The sequence below is a fragment of the Candidatus Izemoplasma sp. genome, assembly GCF_982632705.1.
In genome coordinates, this window is the sequence record NZ_CEXEES010000005.1 from 1 (window position 1) to 26061 (window position 26061).

The 26061-nt window shown below is 31.3% G+C and carries 23 protein-coding genes; 19 read left to right on the forward strand and 4 right to left on the reverse strand.

All coding sequences use genetic code 11. The annotated features are described in order from the left end of the window. Together AC2LE6_RS01245 and AC2LE6_RS01250 are read left to right on the forward strand one after the other, a co-directional pair. The coding region (locus AC2LE6_RS01245; RefSeq protein WP_484477416.1) for a sodium ion-translocating decarboxylase subunit beta at window positions 1-523 on the forward strand (523 nt) is incomplete at its 5' end. A gap of 117 nt (window positions 524-640) precedes the next feature. Beyond that, entirely contained in the window at window positions 641-1009 is a 369-nt protein-coding gene (locus tag AC2LE6_RS01250; RefSeq protein ID WP_484477417.1) for a VOC family protein, read from the forward strand. A gap of 27 nt (window positions 1010-1036) precedes the next feature. Here the strand turns inward: AC2LE6_RS01250 and AC2LE6_RS01255 are convergent, their stop codons facing one another. Next, window positions 1037-2992, reverse strand: coding sequence for a fructose-bisphosphatase class III (locus AC2LE6_RS01255; protein WP_484477418.1), 1956 nt, complete (start codon window positions 2990-2992; stop codon window positions 1037-1039). 303 nt (window positions 2993-3295) lie between these two features. Between AC2LE6_RS01255 and AC2LE6_RS01260 the strand changes: the two genes are divergently transcribed. Beyond that, entirely contained in the window at window positions 3296-3883 is a 588-nt protein-coding gene (locus AC2LE6_RS01260) for a hypothetical protein (RefSeq protein ID WP_484477419.1), read from the forward strand. Between the two features lie 114 nt (window positions 3884-3997). Here AC2LE6_RS01260 and AC2LE6_RS01265 read toward each other — a convergent pair whose 3' ends face one another. Further along, window positions 3998-4678 carry a hypothetical protein gene (locus tag AC2LE6_RS01265; RefSeq protein WP_484477420.1) on the reverse strand — a complete coding sequence of 227 codons (681 nt, stop codon included), beginning with the start codon at window positions 4676-4678 and terminating at the stop codon, window positions 3998-4000. Between the two features lie 34 nt (window positions 4679-4712). On the opposite strand from AC2LE6_RS01265, the gene AC2LE6_RS01270 reads away from it, so the two are divergent. The 3 genes from AC2LE6_RS01270 to AC2LE6_RS01280 all read left to right on the forward strand — a co-directional run bounded on the left by AC2LE6_RS01270 (window position 4713) and on the right by AC2LE6_RS01280 (window position 8635). Further along, window positions 4713-5264: a flavin reductase family protein gene (locus AC2LE6_RS01270; protein ID WP_484477421.1), complete on the forward strand. Its 552-nt coding sequence runs from the start codon at window positions 4713-4715 to the stop codon at window positions 5262-5264. A gap of 88 nt (window positions 5265-5352) precedes the next feature. Further along, complete coding sequence (locus tag AC2LE6_RS01275) at window positions 5353-6186, forward strand: helix-turn-helix transcriptional regulator (RefSeq protein WP_484477422.1); 834 nt, start codon at window positions 5353-5355, stop codon at window positions 6184-6186. A 193-nt stretch (window positions 6187-6379) separates the two neighbouring features. Continuing rightward, window positions 6380-8635, forward strand: a complete 2256-nt coding sequence (locus AC2LE6_RS01280; RefSeq protein ID WP_484477423.1) for an ABC transporter substrate binding protein — start codon at window positions 6380-6382, stop codon at window positions 8633-8635. A 59-nt stretch (window positions 8636-8694) separates the two neighbouring features. Here the strand turns inward: AC2LE6_RS01280 and AC2LE6_RS01285 are convergent, their stop codons facing one another. After that, window positions 8695-10044 (reverse strand): MFS transporter, encoded by a 1350-nt coding sequence (locus tag AC2LE6_RS01285; RefSeq protein ID WP_484477424.1) that lies wholly within the window; start codon window positions 10042-10044, stop codon window positions 8695-8697. Between the two features lie 149 nt (window positions 10045-10193). Here AC2LE6_RS01285 and AC2LE6_RS01290 point away from each other — a divergent pair, with 149 nt between their 5' ends. Both AC2LE6_RS01290 and AC2LE6_RS01295 read left to right on the forward strand, forming a co-directional pair. Continuing rightward, the gene (locus AC2LE6_RS01290; protein ID WP_484477425.1) at window positions 10194-11090 is read left to right on the forward strand and encodes a hypothetical protein; all 897 of its coding nucleotides are present in this window, start codon (window positions 10194-10196) and stop codon (window positions 11088-11090) included. Between the two features lie 213 nt (window positions 11091-11303). After that, window positions 11304-14345: an ABC transporter substrate-binding protein gene (locus tag AC2LE6_RS01295; protein ID WP_484477426.1), complete on the forward strand. Its 3042-nt coding sequence runs from the start codon at window positions 11304-11306 to the stop codon at window positions 14343-14345. A 34-nt stretch (window positions 14346-14379) separates the two neighbouring features. On the opposite strand, the gene AC2LE6_RS01300 is transcribed toward AC2LE6_RS01295, so the two are convergent. Beyond that, window positions 14380-14832 (reverse strand): N-acetyltransferase family protein, encoded by a 453-nt coding sequence (locus AC2LE6_RS01300; protein WP_484477427.1) that lies wholly within the window; start codon window positions 14830-14832, stop codon window positions 14380-14382. A 137-nt stretch (window positions 14833-14969) separates the two neighbouring features. Here AC2LE6_RS01300 and AC2LE6_RS01305 point away from each other — a divergent pair, with 137 nt between their 5' ends. The 11 genes from AC2LE6_RS01305 to miaA all read left to right on the forward strand — a co-directional run bounded on the left by AC2LE6_RS01305 (window position 14970) and on the right by miaA (window position 26060). Then, entirely contained in the window at window positions 14970-15734 is a 765-nt protein-coding gene (locus tag AC2LE6_RS01305; protein ID WP_484477428.1) for a TIGR00282 family metallophosphoesterase, read from the forward strand. A gap of 30 nt (window positions 15735-15764) precedes the next feature. Then, entirely contained in the window at window positions 15765-17207 is a 1443-nt protein-coding gene (gene miaB / locus AC2LE6_RS01310) for a tRNA (N6-isopentenyl adenosine(37)-C2)-methylthiotransferase MiaB (RefSeq protein ID WP_484477429.1), read from the forward strand. Beyond that, complete coding sequence (locus AC2LE6_RS01315; protein ID WP_484477430.1) at window positions 17200-17526, forward strand: YlbF/YmcA family competence regulator; 327 nt, start codon at window positions 17200-17202, stop codon at window positions 17524-17526. Before miaB ends, AC2LE6_RS01315 begins: the two co-directional genes overlap by 8 nt. 131 nt (window positions 17527-17657) lie before the next feature. After that, the gene (locus AC2LE6_RS01320; RefSeq protein WP_484477431.1) at window positions 17658-18650 is read left to right on the forward strand and encodes a hypothetical protein; all 993 of its coding nucleotides are present in this window, start codon (window positions 17658-17660) and stop codon (window positions 18648-18650) included. Between the two features lie 19 nt (window positions 18651-18669). Continuing rightward, window positions 18670-21225: a DNA mismatch repair protein MutS gene (gene mutS, locus AC2LE6_RS01325; RefSeq protein ID WP_484477432.1), complete on the forward strand. Its 2556-nt coding sequence runs from the start codon at window positions 18670-18672 to the stop codon at window positions 21223-21225. Window positions 21226-21237: 12 nt separating this feature from the next. Beyond that, window positions 21238-21771 (forward strand): hypothetical protein, encoded by a 534-nt coding sequence (locus AC2LE6_RS01330; protein WP_484477433.1) that lies wholly within the window; start codon window positions 21238-21240, stop codon window positions 21769-21771. Beyond that, complete coding sequence (locus AC2LE6_RS01335) at window positions 21768-22064, forward strand: hypothetical protein (protein ID WP_484477434.1); 297 nt, start codon at window positions 21768-21770, stop codon at window positions 22062-22064. The genes AC2LE6_RS01330 and AC2LE6_RS01335 overlap by 4 nt, the downstream gene beginning before the upstream one ends. A gap of 167 nt (window positions 22065-22231) precedes the next feature. Then, window positions 22232-22849, forward strand: a complete 618-nt coding sequence (locus tag AC2LE6_RS01340; protein WP_484477435.1) for a hypothetical protein — start codon at window positions 22232-22234, stop codon at window positions 22847-22849. A 78-nt stretch (window positions 22850-22927) separates the two neighbouring features. Beyond that, the gene (gene msrB / locus AC2LE6_RS01345) at window positions 22928-23356 is read left to right on the forward strand and encodes a peptide-methionine (R)-S-oxide reductase MsrB (protein WP_484477436.1); all 429 of its coding nucleotides are present in this window, start codon (window positions 22928-22930) and stop codon (window positions 23354-23356) included. A 74-nt stretch (window positions 23357-23430) separates the two neighbouring features. Then, on the forward strand, window positions 23431-25176 hold the full coding sequence (mutL, locus tag AC2LE6_RS01350) for a DNA mismatch repair endonuclease MutL (protein ID WP_484477437.1): 1746 nt from the start codon (window positions 23431-23433) through the stop codon (window positions 25174-25176). Next, complete coding sequence (miaA, locus tag AC2LE6_RS01355; RefSeq protein ID WP_484477438.1) at window positions 25176-26060, forward strand: tRNA (adenosine(37)-N6)-dimethylallyltransferase MiaA; 885 nt, start codon at window positions 25176-25178, stop codon at window positions 26058-26060. Before mutL ends, miaA begins: the two co-directional genes overlap by 1 nt. Window position 26061: the final 1 nt, after the last annotated feature.

Consider the following 26061-nt stretch of genomic DNA (forward strand, 5'->3'; position numbering starts at 1 on the left):
TCGTACTGTATCGAAACTAGAAAAGGTAGTATTCCCTATCGTAGTAACGATCATTGTCGTATTAATCATACCTAGTTCAGTACCACTTATTGGAATGTTCATGTTTGGTAACCTACTTAAAGAATCACAAGTAGTACCAAAACTAGCAGAACATGCGAATAACTCTTTAATGTATATAATCACAATCCTTATCGGATTAACAGTTGGTGCTAAGACATCAGCAGAATCATTTCTAAATGTTCAAACACTGAGCATTATAGGACTTGGTTTAATCGCCTTTGCATTCGGGACAGCTAGTGGTGTAGTATTCGCTAAGATAATGAACAAAATATCAAAGAAACCAATCAACCCAATGATTGGTGCAGCAGGTGTTTCCGCAGTACCAATGGCTGCACGTGTTGTTCATAAAATGGGATTAGAAGAAGACAAACAAAACTTCTTACTAATGCATGCGATGGGACCAAATGTAGCCGGAGTTATCGGTTCAGCAATTGCAGCAGGTATTTTCTTACTTCTTCAATAAAACATAAATAAAAGATGTTACAGACTCTGTAATATCTTTTTTAGTGCTTATGGTAAAGGCGAATACTTTTAAAATGATACAATGAACTTATAAAAAACATACTCTAAGGAGGCTATTATGAAATTAGGTGCATTCTCAGTTAGTTTGGCAGTTAAAGATATTAAGAAATCACTAGATTTCTATCAAAAACTAGGATTTGTTAATATGGGTGGAGACATAAACCAAAACTGGTTAATCCTAAAAAATGGATCAACAGTTATTGGATTATTCCAAGGAATGTTTGAGGAAAACATTCTTACCTTTAATCCTGGTTGGGCTCAAGACGCTACTAGTCTATCAGAATTTGATGACATTAGAGATATTGAAAGAAGTTACTTAAAAGAAGGATTAAAGCTTACAAAGAAAACAGAAAAAGATACTGGTCCTGATCATCTTACTCTTACAGATCCTGATGGCAATATCATAATGCTAGACCAACATAGATAAAATAAAAAATGAATCACTTTACGTGATTCACTTTTTTTTAGTCTCTTTAAAGACACCTTGTCTATATGCTTCTAATAATTTATATAAATCCTCAATTTGAGACTGAATACTCTTACCTTTATTCGTATCATACATATATAACCTATTACGGTTCATCTCTTCAGATTGTACTACAGAGATGATATCTTTTTCTTTACTAATCAGTTTCTCTTTTGTATCAAAACGATCATGAGATATTAAGAATAGTTTATATGAATCACTAACTAATGTATATCCACCGATATTGATTTTAGCGCTATACTGTTTACTCATTCCACCATCGATACTGTATATACGACCGTCAGCCTTAATTGGATTCCCACCCACAGATATATCTATAGGGACATGTCCATTGATTATTTTTGATGTGGCAAAATCAATATTAAATTCATCATAAATATTCTTTAGAATATCTTTATCCTCTCGAAGAGTGAAGTATGAGTTCTCTGTTTCTTTATGAGTTGCTTTGTCTTTAATAAAGTAACGTTCAAATGTTTTCATTGAATCTTTACCAAATAAAGGTGATTTCTTACCTTGCCATAAATATACAAAGTAATCTTTCTCTTTGTTATTTGGACTATATCTATTCAAGTAACTAGATCGTATCTTTTGATCTAGTTTGTCAAATAACCCTTTACCCTTATATAATGTTCCATCGATATCAAGTTCTTCAAGTTCCCCTGATTTATTTAAAGGAATACATCCATGGAATAATAGATTGTTATTATAGATTAAATACATTTGTCCAATATTAAATAAATGCTTAATATGTGTTTGAAGTAAATCACTGTTTAAGAACGCTCTTTGAAGTTGATTTAAAACTTTAATTTCATCTTCTAATAGATTAAATGGATCACTAGGATCAACGGTTGGAAAACTAGTGTCCAATAATGGATATGTGATTCCATTTAATGTGATTGTTGAATCATTGAAGTTAATCTTGTCAAGTAATAATCTATCTTCAAAATCAAAAGTAGGATTTCGATCAGCCAAACTCTTTTCAAGTTTGAACTGCATGATTGCGAGTGCCTTATGCATTTTAGCTACTAGCTTGATTCTGTCTTCATCAATGACATTGGCTGATTTAGGTTTAAAAATCTCACAAGTGTCATCTTTATAGTACTTAAGAGCAAATTGAGATAGAGGTAGAAGATTTATTCCGTATCCTTCTTCTAATGTATCTAGTAGATTGTATCTAGCACTGTTTCTAAGAACATTACAAATAGCTACTCTACTACCAGAAGCAGCCCCCATCCAGATAACATCATGGTTACCCCATTCAATATCAACTGAATGATATTTTTGAATCTTATTCATTACAAGATGTGCACCAGTACCACGGTCATAAATGTCTCCAACTATATGAAGACGGTCTATCGTTAGACGCTGTGCTAAGTATGATAACTCGATTAAGAAGTTCTTTTGTCTTTTGGTTAAGAATATTGCGTTTAAGATTGAATCATAGTATTCAATCTTATCATCTTGATTACGGTCTTCATACAGAAGCTCTTGAATAATATAACTAAACGTCTTTGGTAGACTTTTACGTACTTTACTCTTTGTGTATTTTTGTGATAATTGATTACATAGTTTAATTAATTCTAAGAGTTTTGTTTTGATGAACTGATTAAATTCACCTGGTTCTAATTGTTCTTCGTATTTTGCAATCATCTGCTTAGGATAATATACAAAGAACGCTAATGTGTTCTTTTCATCTTCTGTGAACTCTGGGAATAAAATATCAATCTTATTTTTAGTTACCCCACTCCCATTTTTTAAGAAATGGTTAAATGTTTCATATTCACCATGAATGTCTGAGATAAAGTGTTCTGTTCCTTTTGGTAAGTTAAGTATCGCAGTAAGGTTGATTAACTCTGTACTTACTTCTTGAACAGAAGTGAATTCTTTTGATAATAAACTTAGGTACTTATTTTCATACGGCATTGATATTCCCCCCCAATATGATATAGATGTTGTTGGTATATGGTACTGTTTTGTACTATTATATACTGCATCAAAGAATATTGACCCCCCAAAAGATTTCTTTAACGTTTTCGGTTGTATATATACATTAAACTATCTTAAAAAGACCGTTTTTTTGGTAGTAATTATGACAAATTATATTAGATTGTATGTATCGATTTTCTTTTAACCATAGTATAATTAGACCTAACATGACAAAACATGTATATAGATATTACTAGTAGAGTAGTATAATACATCTATCAATTATTACGGGGGTCTCATATGAAAAGGAAGAACTTAATTATTATGTTACTTACATACGTTATAGTATTGTATTTCATAATACCTATAACGTTAAATGGTTTCAATATAGATATAACTATAACAGCACCAATAAGATTTATCGCAACATTACCAATACCAATAATACTGTTTATAAGAACCGAGTTCTTAATGACAGGTGATTGGAAACTAGTAAGAATCATTAGTGTATCTTATGTACTATATGAGTTTGTTGAATTACTGTTTTCCTATCAGATGTATATACCATCAGAAATATTAGGGTATGCATTGATAATTAAAATGGCTAGTACGATTATTATCTTTGCCTCAAGTTTTTTAGTGATTAAGTATCTAAATGTCTATAAAAGAGGTGGAATCTACATAACAATCACAGCAGTTCTACTGTATCTAAAGTTTTCTTCATTCGTATTACTCTTCTTTAGAGTAGTAGATGATTATAATAGAAATACTTACGATGTATCATGGGATGTATGGGGTTATTATGGAATATTTATATCGATTACAACGTTACTATATTTTGTATTCCAAGCGCTAGCATTAGATGGATTACTTCATGAACAAGAATAAGCAAAAGACCACAGAAATTCTGTGGTCTTTTTTACTTAGGTTCATCTTATAAGATTTGGGAATCAATAATCTTGAACCATAAGTATTGATAGATATAAACAACTTATGTCAAACCTATGATCTAGAATCGTGTATACTATTAGTAGATATCTCAATCTCAAACTGACATACTTGATCACCATCAAATAGTGATTTCAGTAGATTGATGTTAACTTCCTTGCCAGTGATGTATTCCCATACATCCTGGTAGAATCCACCACCACAATTACAATATATAGAATCAATGGAATCATTCTCTAAAAATGCATCTCGCACTCTAGGACAGTGACAGTAGTAGTACTTTTTCTTCTGGGTATCTTCTTCTAAGAAATACTCATGAAACTTTGAAGGTATCTTTGTCGCTATAATTTTGCCGTCTATTAGTTTTCCCGCTAATCCCCAACCTCTGTTTAGGATTAGCTGTACTTGACTGTCTGTGAGGTTCTTATATTCCTTTATGTCTTTTCTAAAGGAAGATTCTAGTACGAGTCTTGCACTTTCAATAGAATTAGTGTCTTCATATACTAGTTTAGCGGACTCTAGTTTCTCATGAGGTATATGACAAGCACTCTTACAAAATATCCTTTTTATCTTATCTTCAATAGTATTTTCTTTTAATGTATTAATTAATTCTTTGGTGTAAGGTATAGGATCAGAAGCATCTATATTAGATATAAGAGTACTATCAGAAACTGACACTATATCTTTAACATTCTTCTTAATCTTTTTTCTCCACATATCTTCAAAATAATCCATAATATCCTCCAAATAATATAAGTAGGTGATGCATATGAAACAAACAATTAAACCGTATCCTTTAATCCATCCAACAACGATTGTTTTAATAGGGACAATCTACTGTGATAAAGCAAATTACACAACAATTGGCGATATCGCAGTTGCGGGATTAAATCCGCCATTAGTGATGGTTTCTTTACATAAGAACCACGAAGCAACTAAGTATATAGAAACACATAAACGTTTCTCTATAAACAGTACATCATCTTCAATGATGAAAGAGGTTGATTACTGTGGTATCCATAGTGCCTCATCTAAAGATAAGAGTTCACTATTCAAATCTAGTATAATTGACGAGTTACCTATTATTGATACATCACCAATCAATATGATTGTTGATGTTGTAAATAGTATAACAGTAGAACAACGTGTCATCTATGTTTGTAAAGTAGATAAAACCTTTATCGATAATGATCTTATCAAGAATGATTCACTTATTCTTAATAAGATAAAACCATTGTTATACGGTTTAGATAATTCCTATTACTCAGGTATAAACAAGATAGGGACAGGATATAAAGAAGGATCAACTATACCTGAGTAACTATAAACATAATAACAGTTTATATTCAAAGACACTTGACCTATTTTGTGAATATAAATCAATATGATAAAATTGAAGTGGTGATAATATGAACTGGTTAGAAATAATAAATCAAGCAACTGATTATATCGAAGAAAACATAAAAGACGATATCAAGCTAGAACACATCGCAAAAAACGCTAATGTAAGTTATCATTATTTTTCTAAGATGTTTTCTGCGATTTCTGGATATACCTTAAAAGAGTATATCAGAAATAGAAGAATCACAGTAGCGTCATACGAAGTAGCTCATACAGATACTCGTATATTAGATATCGCTATAAAATATAACTACGGCTCTAATGAAGCATTCACTAGAGCCTTTAAACAAATCCATGGGATAAACCCATCAATTGCGAGAAAGAATAAGATTACAGTATATACTCATTTTCCTGTGATTAAGTTTGATGTCCCAAATAGAAACCTAATATCTATTAAGTATGAAATACTAGAAAACCAAACATATGAGTTTTACGGTACATCCACATTCATCTATGAAGAAGACTATGATGAAACACAGTACTTCTTAAACAAGTTTACTAGTACCTTTAGTAACTTATACAATATAGATAATCCATATAGATCAAATCCAACTGTATATAGAGTGTTGTATGATGTTGATTTATATGCAAAGAAGTATCATTTCTTAGCTGGTATTAAAACTAAAAAAGATAATCTAGAACACCATGAATTTGATGTCAAGAAAGCCATCAAATTTACTTGTACTAGTATTAATGAAAACCAAATCCCAAATGCAAAAAAAATCATCTATTCTGAATGGGAAAAGACAAGATACAAAACAGACTCGATATGTGAAATTGAGTATACAGTTGAAAGAGGTAATGGTACATTAGACTTTGTTTACATAGTTTCAATTTATTGATTAACTTTTTCTGATAAAAACATAAAAAACATGAAATTTCATATGTTTTTTATTTTTTTTAGCGTATTTATCTAAAATAGAGCGAAAATCGTGTTATTTATATGATACAATTACTATACATAGTTATTTAATAATTTTACTGTTCATGTTAATAATCTGAATTATGGACTGGGTTGACGGAGGAGTTACTAGAATGAAGCTGAGAAAAAAACTTGTTTACTTATTTAGTGTTACTGTTACTTTAATGATGTTGATTGTTGTCGTATTTAGCAGCACTCAAGTTGAAAGTTCCAATCAAAGTGAAATTCATGAGAATAGAATTCTCTTCATTTCATCATATTCATCTGCATTCCCTACATATTTCCAACAGATAGATGGGCTGATGGAGACATTTGAGGGTTATCCAGTTACTATCGATGTTGAGTTTATGGATTCAAAGAGATTTTATAATGATGAGAATATAGAGAATTTTAAAGAGTTATTAACTTACAAGTTGTCTCAGACTGAATATGATCTTGTAATTACATCAGATGATAATGCTATTAATTTCGTGATGGAACATAGAGATGATTTACTTCCTGGAATCCCAATTATATTCTTCGGAGTAAATAATACTTCAAATGCCAGTGCATATGCACAAGAAACAGGAGTAACGGGAGTTGTAGAAGGAATTTCAATAGAAGATACAATAGATTTAGCATTAGCATTGAATCCTAATGCACAAAATATAATTGCGCTATCTGATAATACTACTTCGGGACAATCAGATTTAGTTAGATTCTATGATGTAGAGTCAGATTATAATGATTACACTTTTGGAAAAATAGATATGAGTGAGTTATCAATGGCAGAATTCCTAAGTGAACTGAGTCAAGTTAATGATGACTCTGTTTTGATATTATTGTCAGCTTTAAAGGATGTTGATAATGTTACTTATGATTTTGAAGATAGTTTAGAATTAATGTTAGAAGAGGCAAATCAGCCAATATATCATTTGTTTGAACACGGTATCGAAGATGGTCTGATAGGTGGTAAAGTTGTATCTCATTATTCACAAGCACAAACAGCAGCTTATATCGCAATATCTGTACTTGATGGGACAAACATTGATGATTTTAGTTTAGTTGATGATAGCCCCAATGTGTATATGATAAATTATGAAGTATTCAACGAATACAATTATTCTAGTGAACGATTACCTAATGATGTTGAGTTTATCAATAGAGAATACAATATATTTGAGAGATACACTGGTTACATTGTTACTGCAGGTATCTTTCTGATTTTCCAAACAGTTATTATTATCACACTTGTTGTAAGTGTTAGTAATAGAAATAAGGCAAGGTTAGAAGTTTTACACAGTAAAGAAAGATTGGAACTAGCATATACTGATTTAGAAGATGCAAATGAGAAATTATCATATAAGTCATACCATGATGATTTAACTGGATTATTTAATAGGAATTATTTTGAAGTCCAATATCCTAAACTTAAAGAAATGGACGGGATACCAGTTTCAATTATTTTGCTTGATGTTAATGGTTTAAAACTTATAAACGATGCATTTGGACATATAAGCGGTGATAAAGTACTTATAGAAACAGCTAACCTATTACTAAAGCTCTTTGTTAATTCAGATATTTTTAGGATTGGTGGAGATGAATTTGCAGTATTTCCGTATGGAAAATCTGAAAGTTCAATTAATATCTTAATAAAAAAATTGGATCGGGAAATCAAAAAAATAAAAATTGAAGGTGTTTCGTTATCTGTAAGTGTCGGTTATGCTTCTATGAAAGAGAATAAAACACTTAGAGAAATGTTTACTGAGGCTGAGGATTGGATGTATCGTGAGAAACTTAATCAAGTACCTTCTAACAGAAGTTCTATAATTGAAGCTATAATTGCGACAATCAATCAGAAAGATGAGTATTCAGAAGCACACTCAAAGAGAGTGTCTAAATTATCTGTTAAAATATCTGAATTCATGGCTATAGGAGAAAACATAACCAGTGTGATAAGAACGGCAGGACTACTACACGATATAGGTAAAATAATAGTTCCTACTTCAATTCTTAACAAAGAAGGTAGACTAACTCCAAAAGAATACAGTGAAATTAAAAAACATTCTGAAATTGGATATAGAATACTTAACTCTGTTTCTACAATGAGAGATATAGCACAGTATGTATTTTGTCATCATGAAAGACCAGATGGTCTAGGATATCCAAGAGGATTAAAAGGAGACAAAATACCAATTCAATCAAGAATCATAGGTGTTGCAGATGCAATTGATGCTATGCTAACAGATAGACTTTACCGCAATAAATTATCAGAAGAAGATTGTATTAAAGAACTACGAAATAATAAAGGTACTCAGTTTTGTAGTAAAACAATAGATGTAGTACTTAAGAATTTTAAAGAAATAGTAGCAGTTATTGAGGAAACCTAATTTAAATGTATTAAAAAAATTCAAAAAAAAGAAGCCCATTATGGGCTTTTCTTTTTAATCTAATGATCTTCAATTGGATAATACTTAATCGCTATTATACTAGCTAAATGAGCTAAAGTAGGCACTGCGGTTATCGTAATTAATATACCCCAGAACATAGTATTATTAGGATCAGTTTCAGTGAAACTAACATATCCTAATAATCCAAGAACTAAACCATTAAACAAACCAGCAAAACTACTAATAAACTTATCTATTAAACTAAACGCTGAGCCAATCATCCCAGGGACAAACTTATCGGATAATGAATACTCATAATCCGCAGTATCTCCAATCATTGGTATGATGTTTAATTCTGTAGCGGCTGTTAAGAATGCGAATAAACCAAACATTAATACAAGTACTAAATACGGTGTTGGTGTTGGAGAGAAGGCAATTAGTAAGAATGCCACTGGTCCAAATAGAAATGCACCTTTAGAAGTTAATAAGAATGCTTTCTTTCTACCTATCCTATTAGTAAGGATAGTGGTTAACACAATGGCTAATGCCATTGCGATCCCCATAGTCGGTGTAACTCTAGTCTGATTCGTTACATCCTGTGCTACATACACATAAAAGAATAAGACAAGACCGTTAACCATAGTGTTAGCGGTCTTATTAGTAGAAGCCGCTATAATCAACATCATCAATGCTTTATTGTTCTTAAACATATCTATATAGTCTTTAACCTTAGGATGTTCGCTTTTTTCTTTTAAATAGTATTTAGGTTTATCTTTATTCCATAAACCTATTAGAGATAAAATAGTGAATAATGATTGGATCCCAATCATTACAATACTTAAGTTCCTCCACGCTATCGCTGATGTGAACCCACCATAGTTATCTAAGAATGGAACCATAATAGTATATATAAACAGAAGTAGAAACATAGAATAGAACTGAGTAATCGCACTATATAATGTTCTCTGTCTAGGAATGTTTGTTAAAACATTCTGTCCTGCCTTTGTTATTGTAGTTTGGAAAGTATATCCAATAACCCATATAGAATACATAAATACTATCCATAATAGATTTAAACCACTACTACCAAAATCAATACCCCAGAACAATAAAATGAATGAGATATTCATTAAAATGGCCCCGAAAAATATCCAAGGTCTAAATCGTCCAAATCGTGTATTAGTACGATCTACTAATACACCGATCAATGGATCGGTAAATGCATCAAGAACTCTAGTACCCATCATTACTGCCCCAATCGTTAACGGATGAAAATCATACACATTCGTACCATACGCTAAAAAGAAACCAGTAAAGATTAAAGATAAAGCTCCTGTCGCTGCATTGTTACCAGCAAAAGAACCTATTTGAAACAATGTAGCTTCATTACGATAAGATGAATCTTTCATGTAATCACCTCGTTCTTACCCTTATTATATAATAAAACATTGATAAGGACTAATAATACAGAATGTAGACAATTGTGATATAATTACATTAATAAGTAAGGGATAATTTTTAAGTGTTTATCTTAGGACTTTATAGGAGGGCTAACATCATGAAAAAAACTTTAATTATTGTAATGATGGTTATAGTAACATTATTATCTATTCAAACCGTATATGCTTCTCAACCAACCAACAGTAGAAATTTATTTGTCGAATACGATGACGAGGAACTAGAAGGTCATATTGATTTGCTAGTATTAAAGTCTGAATTATCTGGTTACTATACTAGCGAAGTAAACATGAGTTTTAGACAAGAACATCCAAACTACCAATCATACGATTACTTAGATGATGGTGAATGGGTTAGCTTTTGTGCTCATATCGAGAGTTCAACATGTAGACAAGAGTATTGGATTTCAATATTTGAACATGTTAACATAGATGTTTTACCTGATGTTTTATCTTCAATAAAACTTGTGTATATAGATGAAAATGGAGATACAATAACCATAAGTGATACCATAGAGGTACCTAATGAACGATTTTATCAAGAAAGAGATATTAGATTATATTTCAACACAATCACCTTTGAGTTTGAAGCTAATGTACATATCTACACTAGCTTATTCTTTGCAATTGGTCTATTCATTGTTGCCATATTCTCTGTGATTATATCGGTTGTTAAATCATTAATCCATAACCGACAAGGATTACAACCGAAGATTATGAATAAAACATTACATTATTTATATATATTATTTGTAACTGCACTATCATTAACTTCATTTCTTTTGCTCTATGGTTATTTGAATAACCAATTCATCATGACCGATTCCATAATCCCTATTCTTGGATTAATCATTGGTTGTTTCACAGTAGAAGCATTTATTTCATATTTCTTACTATATGATAGTGAACAATTGTATTTGTATATAAGATATGCTGTACTCAGTAATGTCGCAGCCGCTTCTTCAATAATATTGATTTTTAGTGCTATAGTGTTCTAAAAAAAAGACATCCTAGATGTCTTTTCATTTGCAGCTTTATCGATCATTCCCATAATTATTATATTAACCTCTTTCATATCTTTGTCATAATATTTTAGCAACTCTACCTAAAAATATGAGTATAACTCTGTAACTTATGAACAGGTGCTTACAGGTTACCGTTATTTTATGGTATAATATATTTAATACATTGTGTAAACAGGGGGATATTATATGAATATTAAAATAAGATTAACAACAATACTAACATTATCATTTTTATTGTTGTTTTTGTTTGCTTGTGAACCAAAAGAAGAGGTTATTACAGAACCTTCTTATACTTTTGAATTAGTTGGTGAGAGTGAAGTTAACATTGAATTTGGACTTGAATATACTGATGCTGGAGTAATCGCATTAGATTGGGAAGACAACTCGTTAGAGTATACAACAACATGCGATATAGATACAGCGGTTGTTATGACGTATACTTGTGAGTATTCTCTTATCGATTATGAACATATATTAGTAAGAACGATTAACGTTGTCGATCTAGAAGCACCAATAATGCTTCGAGATACTTTAAAAGTAAGATTAGGTAGTACACCTATTAATTTCTCAGAAATTAATTTTATAGTTGATGACAATTATAATGATTCAATTACAGTAGAAGTAATTGAAGATAATATAAATTATGACGTGATTGGTGAATATGACGTTACTATTAAACTGACAGATGAATCAGGAAATGAAGCACTATACATTGTAAATGTTCTTGTTTCAGAAATGAATACAACTGGTTTATATGACTTAAGGTACTTAGATGTTGATAGTAAAAGTTATTTGTTTGCCGCACTAGAATCATATCTTATAGATACAGTTACAGGTGGGGTACCTCTATATAGAAGTGCGGCACGTGTAATGTTCTCTGAAAGAACACAATTATTCAGTGAAACATATAATGGAGTTATGGCATTTGGGGCTCCGTTTTCTCAATTTACTGCTGACGATTCAACGGTACTTATGTACGATGACGTTTACGGTAATCCTGGAGAATACACTTGGCGTTGTTCATTCAACACGGATCCTCAAGTATTAAATCCTTGGGAAGCTTATGATAGAGCCACTTCTGAATTTGTTGAATTATTCACAGGTGGACTATATGATTTCTACTTTGATGATTCAAAAACTGGTTACGAAATTAATGGTAGTTTAGCTGACGGTGAACCTGTCGCTGTTAACGGAACTGAGCAAAACGGTACAGTGTATTCTTACGTTTGGCAAATTCCTGTTAAAGACGGATTAACGTGGACATACCATCCAGATACTGATGTTTCTGGATTACCCGCAGGACATGAAGTATTAGACGCAAATGATTACTTATGGACATGGCAACACGCTTTAGATAACTCATGGTTTAGAGCTATCTCTGGTGGTGGAGATTTCATTACACATGGTGTAAAAGGAATTTCTGATTATTTAGCTGGTTCAGTAACATTTGATGAAGTTGGATTACGTATGGCTGATGGTGAAACTAATGTTTTAGAAATCGAATTCACAACTGAAAAAACTGCATTCGACATAAAATATATGTTCGCTAACTCTTTAACTCCTATCAATGAAGAATTATTCATGGCATTAGGTGGAGAAGAAGGTTCTTACGGATTAACTCCTGAAGAAGTAGCTTCAAGTGGTGTATACTACTTCGAAACTTGGACTCCAGGACAATTCTTAACATTCAAGAAAAATGATGCACATCCAGATAGCGCAATGTTCCACTATACTGGTTACCAATATCGTTTCGTTGATGGTTCAGATAGTATTTTCGCTGAATTCTTAGCTGGACGTTTAGATACAGCTGCTGTTCCTGCATCTCAAGTTGATGCTTATGGACAAGATCCACGTGTTAAAGTAAGCCCAGGTGCAACTACTTGGAGATTACAAATCAATGGATTTGGAACTGAAGCTAATCGTGATGCATTTATCGCACAATACCCTGAATTTGGTTTATCTGAAACATTCGTTCCAGAACCAATCTTAGGATATACAGAAATGAAACAAGCTTTATACTATGGAATAGATAGAGAGCACTTAACAGTTGAAGTTGGGCACACATATCTTCCAGCGACAACATATTTCTCATCATCATACTTTTTGGATAATCAGTCAGGTATGACGTTTAGAGGTAGTGAAGCAGGGCAAGCAGTTTACAATGAGTTTACTGGTGATGATTATGGTTTCAATGAGACTCAGGCAAGAACTCTATTTAGATCAGCAGTTGAACAAGCTATAGCTGATGGCCACTATACAGCTGGGACAGAAGAGAATCCAACAGTCATTGAAATCACTTTAACCTTTAGAACCCATGGTAATACATATCTAGAAGCAATGAGGCTAGAAATTGAAAGACAGTACGAAGAAATACTATATGATGATGTTAATCATGTCCGCATAGATATTGTTCATGAGGATATACCTGTTTATTATGGTTATTACCATCCAATAATGACTGCGAGTACAGATCTAGAAGTTTCAGGAATCAGTGGTAATCTACTTTGTCCAATTGATTTCTTTGACGTTTATAGAGATGATAATAAATCTGGATTTACAATTAACTGGGGTATCGATACAAGTACTGCTAATATAGAGGTAGAATATGTTGATATGAATGGTGTCCTAGTAAATGAATTATGGAGTTTCAATGCACTCTCAAGTGCTTTAAATGGTCCGATTTACGTAGAAAATGGAATCGAAGTTGATGAGTGGGATTATGCTTATGACGTAATAGAAGGCGACTTAATCATGAATGAGGATACATTAGTTAGTTACAAAGATGGTAACAATCTTTCAAGTTATATTTATCCAGACTTAGAAACGATTATTGATGAAGATGCATCAATTGATTCATTCGAGTCATACATCGTTACAACGGGTTCAAACTTAGAAATCTTATATGTCTTCTCAGTATATCAAGGTGTATATAAATTGTATGATACAAATATGTTATTTACTGACGTATTCGATGCAATTGAAAAACATGCAGATTATGATTTAGTATCAGTTGATGGACAAATTACTGACGACACTGGAGTACGTGCTGATGCATACTTAGTTGGATTAGGAATTACTACATATGCTGACTTAATCTTAGAAGCAGGAATCGTTCCCGATGAGATAGTTCAAGCTTACGCAGTTACATGGGGTGGCGGATACAGTGGTAGTGATGTTTACTTAGTATTATTCATAGACGGTTACTACATCGGTTGGGAATGGTTATAAAATAATAAAAAAAAGACATTTTAAATGTCTTTTTTTATAGTTTTAAAGAGAATATATCTTGCTTGTATATTTTTGCATTCTGCTTCTCATAAAATTTTCTAGTTCTATCCTCAGTGTCATCCATCATTCCCATTATTCTAACAATGTGATTTTCCTTACACCATTTCTCAAGTTCTTTAAACAAAATTGAACCATATCCTTTTGATCGATATGCTTGATGGACATGCATTTCATTTATCCATATATACTTTCCAGCACTTTCCATCCCAATCGCAATATTGAAAAAGCAAAATCCAATAACATGTCCTTGATTACCAATAACCATTAACTTAGCCTGTTCACTTTTAAACATTAACTTTATTATATCTAGTATTTCCTGATTTGTCTTAGGGCTACCAATAAACTCCATCTGGTCTTTCAGTAATAAAATAATCTGATTGTGTTCTAAAAACTCAGTTTCATTGTGAATAATACTAACCTCTATCATATCATTTCCTCCTATAATTTTATGATACATTAATCAATGTTTAAAATCCATAAGTTATATCTATTTGATTGACTTTAACTCAATATTTGATACAATTATCTCGTATCTATAAAGATACCTAGAATAGAGGGATTTATATGAGAGTATTGATTTTTGGAGATGTATATGGGACACGAGGACAAGAAGCACTTCATAAGTATTTACCAAAACTAAAAACTGAATATAAACCAAACATGATTTTTATCAATGGAGAAAACATTGATAAAGGATTTGGAATTACCCAAAAAATCTACAAAGAAGTGATGAGTATGGGAATTAGTGTTGTTACTATGGGTAACCACACATTTAGAAAGAAAGATCTATTAGAATACATTGATGATACAAACATCATTAGACCAGCAAACTACCCAGACATCGTTCCAGGTAAAGGGTATATTACACTGAAGTATAATGATAAAACAGTCACAGTCATTAATATGATGGGACGTATTTTTATGGGTGATGCATTAAACAATCCATATGATAAAATAGATCAAATCTTAGAAGAAGTAGATAGTGATTATATCTTTATCGATTTTCACGCAGAAGCTACAAGTGAAAAACTAGCATTCGCTCATTACGTTGATGGACGAGTAACCGCAGTTACAGGAACACATACACACGTTCCCACAGCTGACGCTATCAAACTTCCAAAGGGAACACTGTATATCACAGATGTTGGTATGACAGGTCCACTATACGGAATACTAGGGGCTGACAGAGATTTAATTGTTAAAAAGGCAACAACATGTCTTCCTAATAGAATAGAAGAATCTTTAGCAAAAGAACTACAAGTAAACTGTGTCATAATTGATACAGATAGAAATACAATAAAAGCAATTAATATTTATGAGCAATCATAAATATTAATTTCATATAGAAACGGTGATACTATGGCAAAAGACTACGAAAAATACTTCGTTAAACCTTCAATCAAAGATGCAAGAAAAAGAAAATCAAAAGAAACTGAAACAATCGACTTTAATGAATATTTCACCATTAAAGGTTTTGGTAAAGGAAAAACATACAAAATAGAAACATTTGGTTGTCAAGGAAATGAAGCAGACACAGAAAAAATCAGAGGGATCCTAGAAGCACTAGATTTCGTTGAAAGTGATACTCTTGAACATGCTGATTTAATACTGTTAAATACATGCGCAATCAGAGAAAACGCTGAAAACAGAGTATTTGGTGAACTAGGAAGACTAAAAAAATACAAACGAAACAACCCAGAACTTATCTTAGGTGTGTGTGGTTGTATGCCACAAGAAGAAAAAGTAGTAGAAAAAATTCTAAAAAAAGTTCAACATGTAGATCTAGTATTTGGTACTCATAATATATACAAATTACCAGAATACTTAGAAACAGTGGTTTTATCAAAAGAACGTGTAATCGAAGTATTTAGCGAAGAAGGTAGTATTGTCGAGAATATGCCTAAAATACGCGAGAACACTAAAAAAGCATGGGTTAACATTATGTATGGATGTGATGAGTTTTGTACATACTGTATTGTTCCTTACACAAGAGGTAAAGAACGTTCAAGAGATAAAGAACACATAATTCATGAAATCAAAGAACTAATTAAGCAAGGGTATAAAGAAGTTACTCTACTAGGACAAAACGTAAACAGTTACGGTAGAGATTTTACCGACAAAGAGTATACATTTAGTAACCTACTTGAAGAATTGAATGATCTAGAGATAGAAAGAGTTAGATTTACAACGTCTCACCCAAAAGATTTCGATTTAGAAACTGTAAAAGTTCTAGCAAAACAAGGAAATTTAATGCCTTACATTCATCTTCCAGTACAATCTGGGAATAATGAAGTATTAAAAAGAATGAATCGTAAATATACTAAAGAAGACTATTTAGAGTTAGTAGCAAATATATATAAATACATACCACATGCATCATTAACGACAGATATCATAGTTGGTTTCCCTGGAGAAACAGATGAGCAATTCCAGGAAACATTAGATCTAGTAAAACAGTGTAGATTTGAAGGGGCATATACATTTGTATACAGTCCTCGTGAAGGTACTCCAGCAGCCAAATTCGAAGATGATATGACATTAGAAGAAAAGAAAGAACGATTGTACAAACTTAACAAAATAGTGAATGACGGCTTTTTAGTAGGTACAAAAAGATTTGAAGGAAAGACAGTTAAAGTACTTGTTGATGGTGTTAGTAAAAACAATGATGCAATACTAGCTGGTTATACAGAAAATAACAAATTAGTAAACTTTGCAGGTGGCAAAGAATTAATTGGTACAATTGTAAAGGTTGATGTCACAGAAGCGAAAACATGGCATTTAATTGGTAAACAGAGTGAATAACTTAAAAGAATTAATCGTTGCACTAAACAACGATGAGTCTATAAAGAGATATAAAGAGCTTGAATACATAATTGACCACGATAAAAACCTGAAAAAAGAGTACGAATTATTAAAAGAATTACAAAAGAAACTTGTACGAGCAGAGAACACTAAAAACGCTAAATTAAGCGATATAAGAAGCGAATACGATGTACAATATGAGATTGTAAAAAATCACGTATTGCTAGAAGAATATATTGATTTATTGGAGTCAATAAACAATGATGTTCAGATGATTCAAAATATAATTTCAGATGAGATAAATATGGATGTTGACTAGTGGTCAAACATCCATATTTTTATTACGGAATAGTGGGAAATGCCTTTTTTAAGCAATTTCCTATTGCTTTATATATTGAAATGATATATAATATATTTGACATACAGAAAATATGATAAGGAGTGATGAATATGGCTAAAAAAGGACGTGGCAAAGATGATTTTATCTTTTTGTACTCTAAAAAAGTTAAAATATCTAAATTGATTGAGTCATTTATAGTAATACCATCAAACGAGATAGTAAAATATCTTAAAAACAAGGAAATATATTTACCATATTATTTCCATAAAGCACTTGTTCGTAAGAATATTGCACCTGCAATCGCAGATGCTGAAAGTACAAATAAATTTTCCGATGAGATGAAAATTAGATTGCGCTTTTTTGATAAATTCACAGTGTTCCAATTAGAGAAACTTGCATTTGGATATCAAATGAAAATTAATATTGATGAATACAAGAAAGATTTTTGGGACATCATAGTACGTAATCGTACTGAACTAGGAATTAACAACTTGGAGTTTGTTAAACTTCAAAATCTGACTTTGAAATATGCAAAACAACCACAAGAAACTTTCGAAGAAATGAAAAAGAATTTTGAAGAAGTATACTTCGAACCACAAGGATACTTCGATGGAACTTTAATTGAAGATGCAAAAGAAGTGTTAAACCAATCTACTACACTTACTGAATTAAGAGAATTAGGTAAAATGTATGGTGTGGAAATTCCAAGACGTATCAATAAAAAGCAGTTAATTGACATCGTTGCTTTAAAACTTAAATTAGATAAAGAAAAAATTGAAGAGATATCGAAAAAATCTATTCTTGAGATCGAACGTTATGCTAAACGTAGAAAAGTTAATGTTTCTATAGAACTTAAGAAATCAGATATGATTGAGTATATCTTAATCAAAATGCCAGCTAAAGAAGCACCAATGTATACTAATAGTTTAAAAGTATTTTCAGGTATGAACATTGAAGAATATTTATATCAATTAAAATTTGATGAGATAGCTGATAACATGGCAGTAGAACGTAAGAGAAAAATGAAAAATTTACTGATTATTTTGGGAATAGTTGTTATAATAGGTGGAGCAGGAGCTTTGGCTTGGTTCTTAATGCAATAACTTCCAGATAGGTGATAATATGCAGAACATAGATAAATCACAATATACTCCGATGATGAGACAATATTTAACAATAAAAGAAGACTATAACGATGCTATAGTCTTTTTTCGACTTGGAGATTTCTACGAAATGTTCTTCAGTGATGCGTATCTAGCAAGTAAAGAACTAGAAATCCAATTAACCGCAAGAGACGCAGGAGCGAAAGATAAAGTCGCAATGTGTGGTGTTCCACATCATGCAGCTGAAGGATATATAGAACGTTTGATCAATAAAGGGTATAAAGTCGCTATATGTGAACAAGTTGAAGATCCAAAAGAAGCAAAAGGAATCGTGAAACGAGATGTCGTTAGACTGATAACACCAGGTACATACATCGAATCTAAAAGTGAAGATGCATTATACCTTGCTTGTATTGGAATAAATATCGATAACTATACAATAAGCTATCTAGATTTATCGACAGGTGATAGCTATAGTATGACTTTACCAAAAGACTTAAACATATTAATTAATGAGTTACTTCAAATCAATCCAAAAGAGATTGTTATGAGTAATTATTTTGATGAATCTCATTTAGAGAAGTATATAAACAGTGAAGGAGTTTTGGTTTCGTACAATAACGAAACAGAAGTAAACTCTGTATTTGATCATTTATATTCAGACTTACCATCAAAAGAAGAACAAAAAACATTTAAAAGACTATTAAACTACATCATAAAAACACAGAAAAGAGAATTGATGCATCTTAAGAAAGCTGTTTTACTAGAAGCATCTTCTTATCTACGTATGGATTCAAACACTGTAAGAAACTTAGAACTAACTGAAACACTAAGACAAAACAATAGAATCGGATCATTATTCTGGTTAATTGATAAATGTGAAACTGCAATGGGATCAAGATATCTAAAAAAACAGATTCTAAGACCTCTTGTAAATAAAGACACAATTAATACAAGATATAAAACAATTGATGTACTAAACAAAGAATTCATCATAAAAGAAGAGATAAAATCGCTACTTAAGAATGTATACGACTTAGAACGTATCGTAGGTAGAATAAGTTACGGAAATACAAACGCCAAAGATTTGGTTCAACTAAGAAGATCACTTAGTATTCTCCCGGAACTTAAGCAAAAATTAAACGAGTTAAACAACAGTCACACTAGCTTTCTAAGTACATCAATCGATGATTTAGAAGAATTATCTAGTTTGCTTATAAACTCAATATCAGAAGAACCTCCTCTAACAATAAAAGAAGGAAACATTATTAGAGAAGGATACAACAAAGAACTAGATGAAATCAAAAACGCAGCCAAAGATGTAAAAGTATGGCTAGATGAATTATTAGAACAAGAAAAAGAAAAAACAGGAATTAAAAAACTTAGAATCGGATACAACAGAGTATTTGGTTACTATATAGAAGTCCCTAAAGGGCAAGTACCAAATATCAAAGATGAATTTGGATACACAAGAAAACAAACACTATCAAACAGTGAACGTTACATCACAGAAGAACTAAAACAAAAAGAAACAATTATTCTAACTAGTGAAGATAAATCAGTAAAACTAGAATACGAATTATTCCTAGAGATAAGAGAACAAGCAAAATCATATATCTCAACTATCCAAAAAAACGCTAATATCATTAGTGAAGTAGATATGATGATCAGTCTATCTCAGATTAGTGAAGATTTTAACTTAATCAAACCAACATTAACAACAAACAACACAATTGAAATTATCGACTCAAGACACCCAGTAGTTGAAAAAGTACTAATTGATGATGTCTTTGTTCCTAACAATATAGTTATGGACAAGAAAACAAACATACTTTTAATCACTGGACCAAATATGAGTGGTAAATCAACATACATGAGACAAATGGCTTTAACAGTAATTCTGGCTCAAATAGGTTCATTTGTACCTGCATCAAAAGCGAAAATACCGGTCTTTGATCAAATCTTCACAAGAATCGGCGCAGCCGATGACTTAGTAAGTGGTAAATCAACATTCATGGTTGAAATGCTAGATGCCAATAACGCACTACAAAACGCAACTGAGAATTCGTTAATTCTATTTGATGAAATCGGAAGAGGAACTGCGACATACGATGGTATGGCACTTGCTCAATCAATCATTGAATATATCCACGAGAAAATAAAATGTAAAACATTCTTCAGTACACATTACCATGAACTAACATCTCTAGAAGACTCTCTAGCTACACTAAAGAATGTTCATGTGTCCGCAAAAGAAGAAAACGGTAAAATAATATTTTTACACAAAATCAAAGAAGGACCAACCGACAAATCATACGGTATCAACGTAGCAAGTCTCGCAGAACTCCCAACAGGAGTTATCGCAAGAGCTAAAAAAATACTCAAAGACTTAGAATTTAATCATCAAAAACTAAGTGATGATGTACATATCAACTTATTTAACTTTGATGATCATGAGGAAGAAGAACTTCCTAAAGAAAACGAAATCATTACTGAGCTAAAAGATATATCAGTTGATGAACTTACACCAATTGAAGCACTAAACTTATTACACAAAATCATCAACAAACTATAGGGGGATAACTTGATGGGAAAAGGGATTAAAATATTGATTGTTTTCATCGTTTTAATAGGGTTATATGTTTTAGAAAAAGAGTTTGTAAATTTCGATAATTTTTTTGGAGATACAGAAATCTTCAACGATGAAGGTCATTTTACTACTGAGTATTTAAATGAATTAGATATAATAATAGAACGTAGCAAAGAATTTACTAGATTTATCTCCTATATGGCTATTGTTCTACTTATAACATTGATTGTTCAGATCAATCTTGTAAAAAAAATAAACACGGAAACAAAAAAAACAAGCGACAAAAGTAAAAGATTTGAAATAAATAGGATATATCATGGTAAAATTAATATAGTATCTAATACGATAGGAACATTACTACTATTATCATATATATGGTTTCAGTTCTTTCATTTATCAATATCAATAATAGATATTGAAAATATAATTATAATAACAATTAGTATAGGACTAGTATTCTTAGCTCCAAGACTAATAAGAATATATGTCGCAAATAGTCAAATACAAAGGGAAGGAGACTTAAAACTATGAAAAAGGGATTTTTATTTTTAGTAACACTTTTAGTATTATTCACATTAACTGGTTGTACAGAAAAATCAACTATGACTTGTGTTGTAGGTACTGACGAATATGAATATGTATATGATGACGAAGAGTTAATCAAATACAGTTATATGGGTGTTGAAATTGAAGATGGTATCGTAATTGAAGGAATTACTATGGATTATAGTGCATTTGTATCAATTGCTGGTGGAATCGAGTCATACATTGACAACACAAAAGTAGCAATGGAATCAATAGGTGGTACTTGTACGATAGATTAATAAAAAAGCTGAATCTAGCTTTTTTTTCTGTATTATAAAGCAATTTAAATGTAACTTGCAGAAATGAGAATTAAAGTGAAATGAAATATAGTATGATAAATGTAACAAATTATTAGTTCACTTTGGAAGGGTGTCTAATAATAATAAGGGATAAAGGTAGGTACAAAATGTATAAGAGATTAGAATGCTATAAAAACGAACTATTGATCAGCTTAATGATTATACTTGTATTATTTAGTTTATTATTTAGTATGAATTATCAAGATATCAGTGAACTGTATTTCACAAGAATCAACATAACATCAGGAACTGAAATAATATTGAAATCATATAGTGATTATATATACTATTTGCTTCCAATAACATCCGTTCCAAGTATAATCTATCTATATGTTTTCCTTTCAAGAAGGAATCCCATGATTAGAAAAAAAATAAAGTTATTGGTTACTGGATTCGTGATAGTATTAATCGCATCACTGATTAATTTAGATCTTAAAACATCATCAATAACATTTGCGACTTGTATAGACGCTACTGCGACACTTACAATAATATTCTTGATTACCAACGTATTAGTTATTGTTATTGCTTCAGCAATTGCGTTAAAAACAAAACATCATAAAAAAATCTTTATTAATTTTTTACTATCTCAATTAGTACTAATAGTAGGAATACTCTTGATTTTTCAATTGATAAATGAAATAATTTTAATGCTTTACATCGTAGTAACAATATTTCAAAGTATTTGGGTACTTTGTAAATTCGATGAAGAACTATTAAAATAGCCACAGTAGTGGCTTTTTTTATTGCATTTACACATATAATATATATGATGTTTGATATACTATAAACGAGGTGATATCATGAAAAAATTTAAAGATGAAATCAGTAAGTTAACTGATATTCAATATAGAGTAACACAGAAGAATGGTACTGAAGCACCATTTCAAAACGAGTATTATAATGAATTTGGAGAAGGTATCTATGTAGACATCATTAGTAAAGAAGTACTATTCAGTTCAAACGATAAATTTGATGCGCATTGTGGATGGCCTAGTTTTACAAAACCAGTGAACGAAAAATTAGTTGTAGAAAAGACAGACGTTACCCATGGAATGATCCGTACCGAAGTAAGAAGCAGTACACCTGATTCACATCTAGGACACGTCTTTAACGATGGGCCAGATGGAAACTTACGATATTGTATAAACAGTGCATCACTTCAATTCATCAAGAAAGAAGATATGAGTAAAAAAGGATATAGCGAGTATTTACATTTATTTAAAAAGTAGAGAAATCTACTTTTTTACTTTTTATAGATAAAATATATATAATTTTGTATAATAGTGTAGAAAGAAGTGATGATATGGGAAAAATAATACAACTCAACGATCAACTATCTAATTTAATCGCCGCAGGTGAAGTAGTAGAAAACATGGCCTCAGTCGTAAAAGAACTAGTTGAAAACAGTATAGACGCAAACAGTACAGACATTAAAATAGAACTACTAGAGACAGGTCTTCAAGAAATCAAAGTTATTGATAACGGTGATGGAATGTCAAAAGAAGATATTTTAATGTGCTTTCAACGTCATGCTACATCTAAAATTAAAACATCTCATGATCTATATCATATCAACACACTAGGATTCCGTGGAGAAGCAATGCCTAGTATTGCCTCAGTATCTCATATGGATATCATTTCAAGTGAAGGTGAAACAGGATACAAAATTGAACTAAAAAACGGTGTCATCCAAAATCAAGGGGAGTATAGCCCAAGAAAAGGGACAACGATTAACGTAAAATACCTATTCTTTAACACACCAGCTAGACTAAAGCATCTGAAAGCAACAAACACAGAACTTAGTTATATCGTGAACTACATAAACAAAATAGCATTATCACATCCAGAAATAAGCTTCACATTATCTAACAATAAAAAAGTCATCTTTAGAACTCCAGGATCAAATGATCACCTAAAAGTTCTAAGCAATATATATAGCATAGAAATCATAAAAAGCATGGTTCCATTTGAAAACCAGAACCAGTACTTTAAAATAAAAGGGTTTCTAACAAAACCAATGTTCAACAGATCAACAAGAAACCACGTAACATTAATCGCCAACAACAGAATGATTAAAAACTCAAAAGTAATAAACGCAGTCATCGATGGATTTAAAACATTCATTCCGATTGGGAAATACCCAATCGTCTTTCTTCAAATAGAATTAGACCCACTTTTAATAGACGTAAACATTCATCCCCAAAAATTAGAAGTGAAATTCACAGAACAAAGAATGCTTCACAGTCTAATCAGAAACACAATCACAGAAACATTACAAAGATTAGACCTAATCCCAGAAATGAAAACACCTAAAAAAGAACAAGACTATAAATACGAAACATTAAACCTTAGTTCAGATACATTAGAGCCAACATTAGTAAAAGAAGATTTTATGACATTTATTGAGAATAAAGTCGGTGAAAAACCAGAACTAAAAATAGAACAAACAATAGAAACAAAAACAACCAAAGTACCAAATATGGAATATATAGGACAGTATCTAGGTACATACCTAATCGCTCAAAACAGTGAAGGTCTATTCATCATAGATCAACACGCAGCTGCTGAAAGAATTAGATATGAAAACTATAAAAAGAAATTTGGAGAAGTTGAAATTAACACAACAAAACTTTTAATCCCAATGACATTAGACTTAAGTAACGCAGAGGTCCTTCAAATAAAAGATAATCTTGATATCACTCTACCTCTTGGTGTATCACTAGTAGACAATAACCACAGTGGGGTAGATATATTAGAAGTCCCATCATACTTCCCAAAAGGATTTGAACAATCTTATACAGAAGAAATCGTAAAATACATAATTGAAGGTAGAGATTTAACTGTAGAAGGTATCCGTGATGACTTAGCGAAGAACCTAAGCTGTAAACACAGTATCAAGGCAAACAAATATATCAATAGAATTGAAATAGATAAACTTCTTTATGATTTAGAACAATGTACCAACCCATATACTTGCCCTCATGGAAGACCAGTTATTATAAAATTCACACAAACAGAAATCGAAAAAATGTTTAAGAGGATTATGTAATGATTGTTTTAGTAGGACCAACAGGTATTGGGAAAACCAAACTAAGTATTATGCTCGCAAAACACTATAACACTGAAATCATCAGTGGTGATAGTGTCCAAGTATACAAGAAACTAGACATCGGAAGCGCAAAAGTAACAAAGGAAGAAACACAAGGAATCAAACATCATTTAATTGATATCTTCGAACCAACAGAAGATTTTAGTGTCGCACTTTATCAGAAACTTGTACGAAATAAAATTGATGAGTTCAACTCAAAAAACCAAATACCATTAATCGTAGGAGGGACTGGGTTATACATAAAATCAGTATTATATGATTATAATTTCGACGAAACAAAAAGAGATCATTCCTTAGAAGAGGAATATAAAGATCTTAACAACGAAGAACTACATAGTATCTTAAAGGAAAAAGATGAAGAATCAAGCATTAAAATACATCCAAACAACAGAAAAAGAGTATTACAGGCAATCAGTAGATCTTCATCAAACAAAGTATCAGATAATACAAACAAAGATAACAAAGTATATGATTTCACATTAATTGGTTTAACTCTTGAACGAGAACAATTATATGAAATTATAAACAAACGAGTTGACATAATGATAAACAATGGTTTAATAGAAGAAGTGAAATCATTATATGATGCCAACATACAATCAAACAGTGTACAAGCCATTGGATACAAAGAACTGTATACATACTTTGATAAAAATTGCACATTAGAAGAAGCAGTAAACAAAATAAAACAAAAATCAAGAAACCTAGCAAAAAAACAATTCACATTCTTCAACAATCAATTTGATTGTAACTGGGTTGATGTGGATTTAAATAACTTCGATAACACATTTAAAAAGGTAATCAATATTATAGAAAACAGGTGAA

Bases quoted from the DNA above. Each gene is read 5' to 3' on its own strand.
- AC2LE6_RS01305 (WP_484477428.1), top strand. From the start codon at position 14,970: ATGAGAGTATTGATTTTTGGAGATGTATATGGGACACGAGGACAAGAA.
- miaB (WP_484477429.1), top strand. From the start codon at position 15,765: ATGGCAAAAGACTACGAAAAATACTTCGTTAAACCTTCAATCAAAGAT.
- AC2LE6_RS01320 (WP_484477431.1), top strand. From the start codon at position 17,658: ATGGCTAAAAAAGGACGTGGCAAAGATGATTTTATCTTTTTGTACTCT.
- AC2LE6_RS01300 (WP_484477427.1), bottom strand. From the start codon at position 14,832: ATGATAGAGGTTAGTATTATTCACAATGAAACTGAGTTTTTAGAACAC.
- mutL (WP_484477437.1), top strand. From the start codon at position 23,431: ATGGGAAAAATAATACAACTCAACGATCAACTATCTAATTTAATCGCC.
- AC2LE6_RS01285 (WP_484477424.1), bottom strand. From the start codon at position 10,044: ATGAAAGATTCATCTTATCGTAATGAAGCTACATTGTTTCAAATAGGT.
- AC2LE6_RS01255 (WP_484477418.1), bottom strand. From the start codon at position 2,992: ATGCCGTATGAAAATAAGTACCTAAGTTTATTATCAAAAGAATTCACT.
- msrB (WP_484477436.1), top strand. From the start codon at position 22,928: ATGAAAAAATTTAAAGATGAAATCAGTAAGTTAACTGATATTCAATAT.
- AC2LE6_RS01250 (WP_484477417.1), top strand. From the start codon at position 641: ATGAAATTAGGTGCATTCTCAGTTAGTTTGGCAGTTAAAGATATTAAG.
- AC2LE6_RS01330 (WP_484477433.1), top strand. From the start codon at position 21,238: ATGGGAAAAGGGATTAAAATATTGATTGTTTTCATCGTTTTAATAGGG.
- AC2LE6_RS01275 (WP_484477422.1), top strand. From the start codon at position 5,353: ATGAACTGGTTAGAAATAATAAATCAAGCAACTGATTATATCGAAGAA.
- AC2LE6_RS01260 (WP_484477419.1), top strand. From the start codon at position 3,296: ATGAAAAGGAAGAACTTAATTATTATGTTACTTACATACGTTATAGTA.
- AC2LE6_RS01295 (WP_484477426.1), top strand. From the start codon at position 11,304: ATGAATATTAAAATAAGATTAACAACAATACTAACATTATCATTTTTA.
- AC2LE6_RS01270 (WP_484477421.1), top strand. From the start codon at position 4,713: ATGAAACAAACAATTAAACCGTATCCTTTAATCCATCCAACAACGATT.
- AC2LE6_RS01290 (WP_484477425.1), top strand. From the start codon at position 10,194: ATGAAAAAAACTTTAATTATTGTAATGATGGTTATAGTAACATTATTA.
- mutS (WP_484477432.1), top strand. From the start codon at position 18,670: ATGCAGAACATAGATAAATCACAATATACTCCGATGATGAGACAATAT.
- AC2LE6_RS01265 (WP_484477420.1), bottom strand. From the start codon at position 4,678: ATGGATTATTTTGAAGATATGTGGAGAAAAAAGATTAAGAAGAATGTT.
- AC2LE6_RS01335 (WP_484477434.1), top strand. From the start codon at position 21,768: ATGAAAAAGGGATTTTTATTTTTAGTAACACTTTTAGTATTATTCACA.
- AC2LE6_RS01280 (WP_484477423.1), top strand. From the start codon at position 6,380: ATGAAGCTGAGAAAAAAACTTGTTTACTTATTTAGTGTTACTGTTACT.
- miaA (WP_484477438.1), top strand. From the start codon at position 25,176: ATGATTGTTTTAGTAGGACCAACAGGTATTGGGAAAACCAAACTAAGT.
- AC2LE6_RS01340 (WP_484477435.1), top strand. From the start codon at position 22,232: ATGTATAAGAGATTAGAATGCTATAAAAACGAACTATTGATCAGCTTA.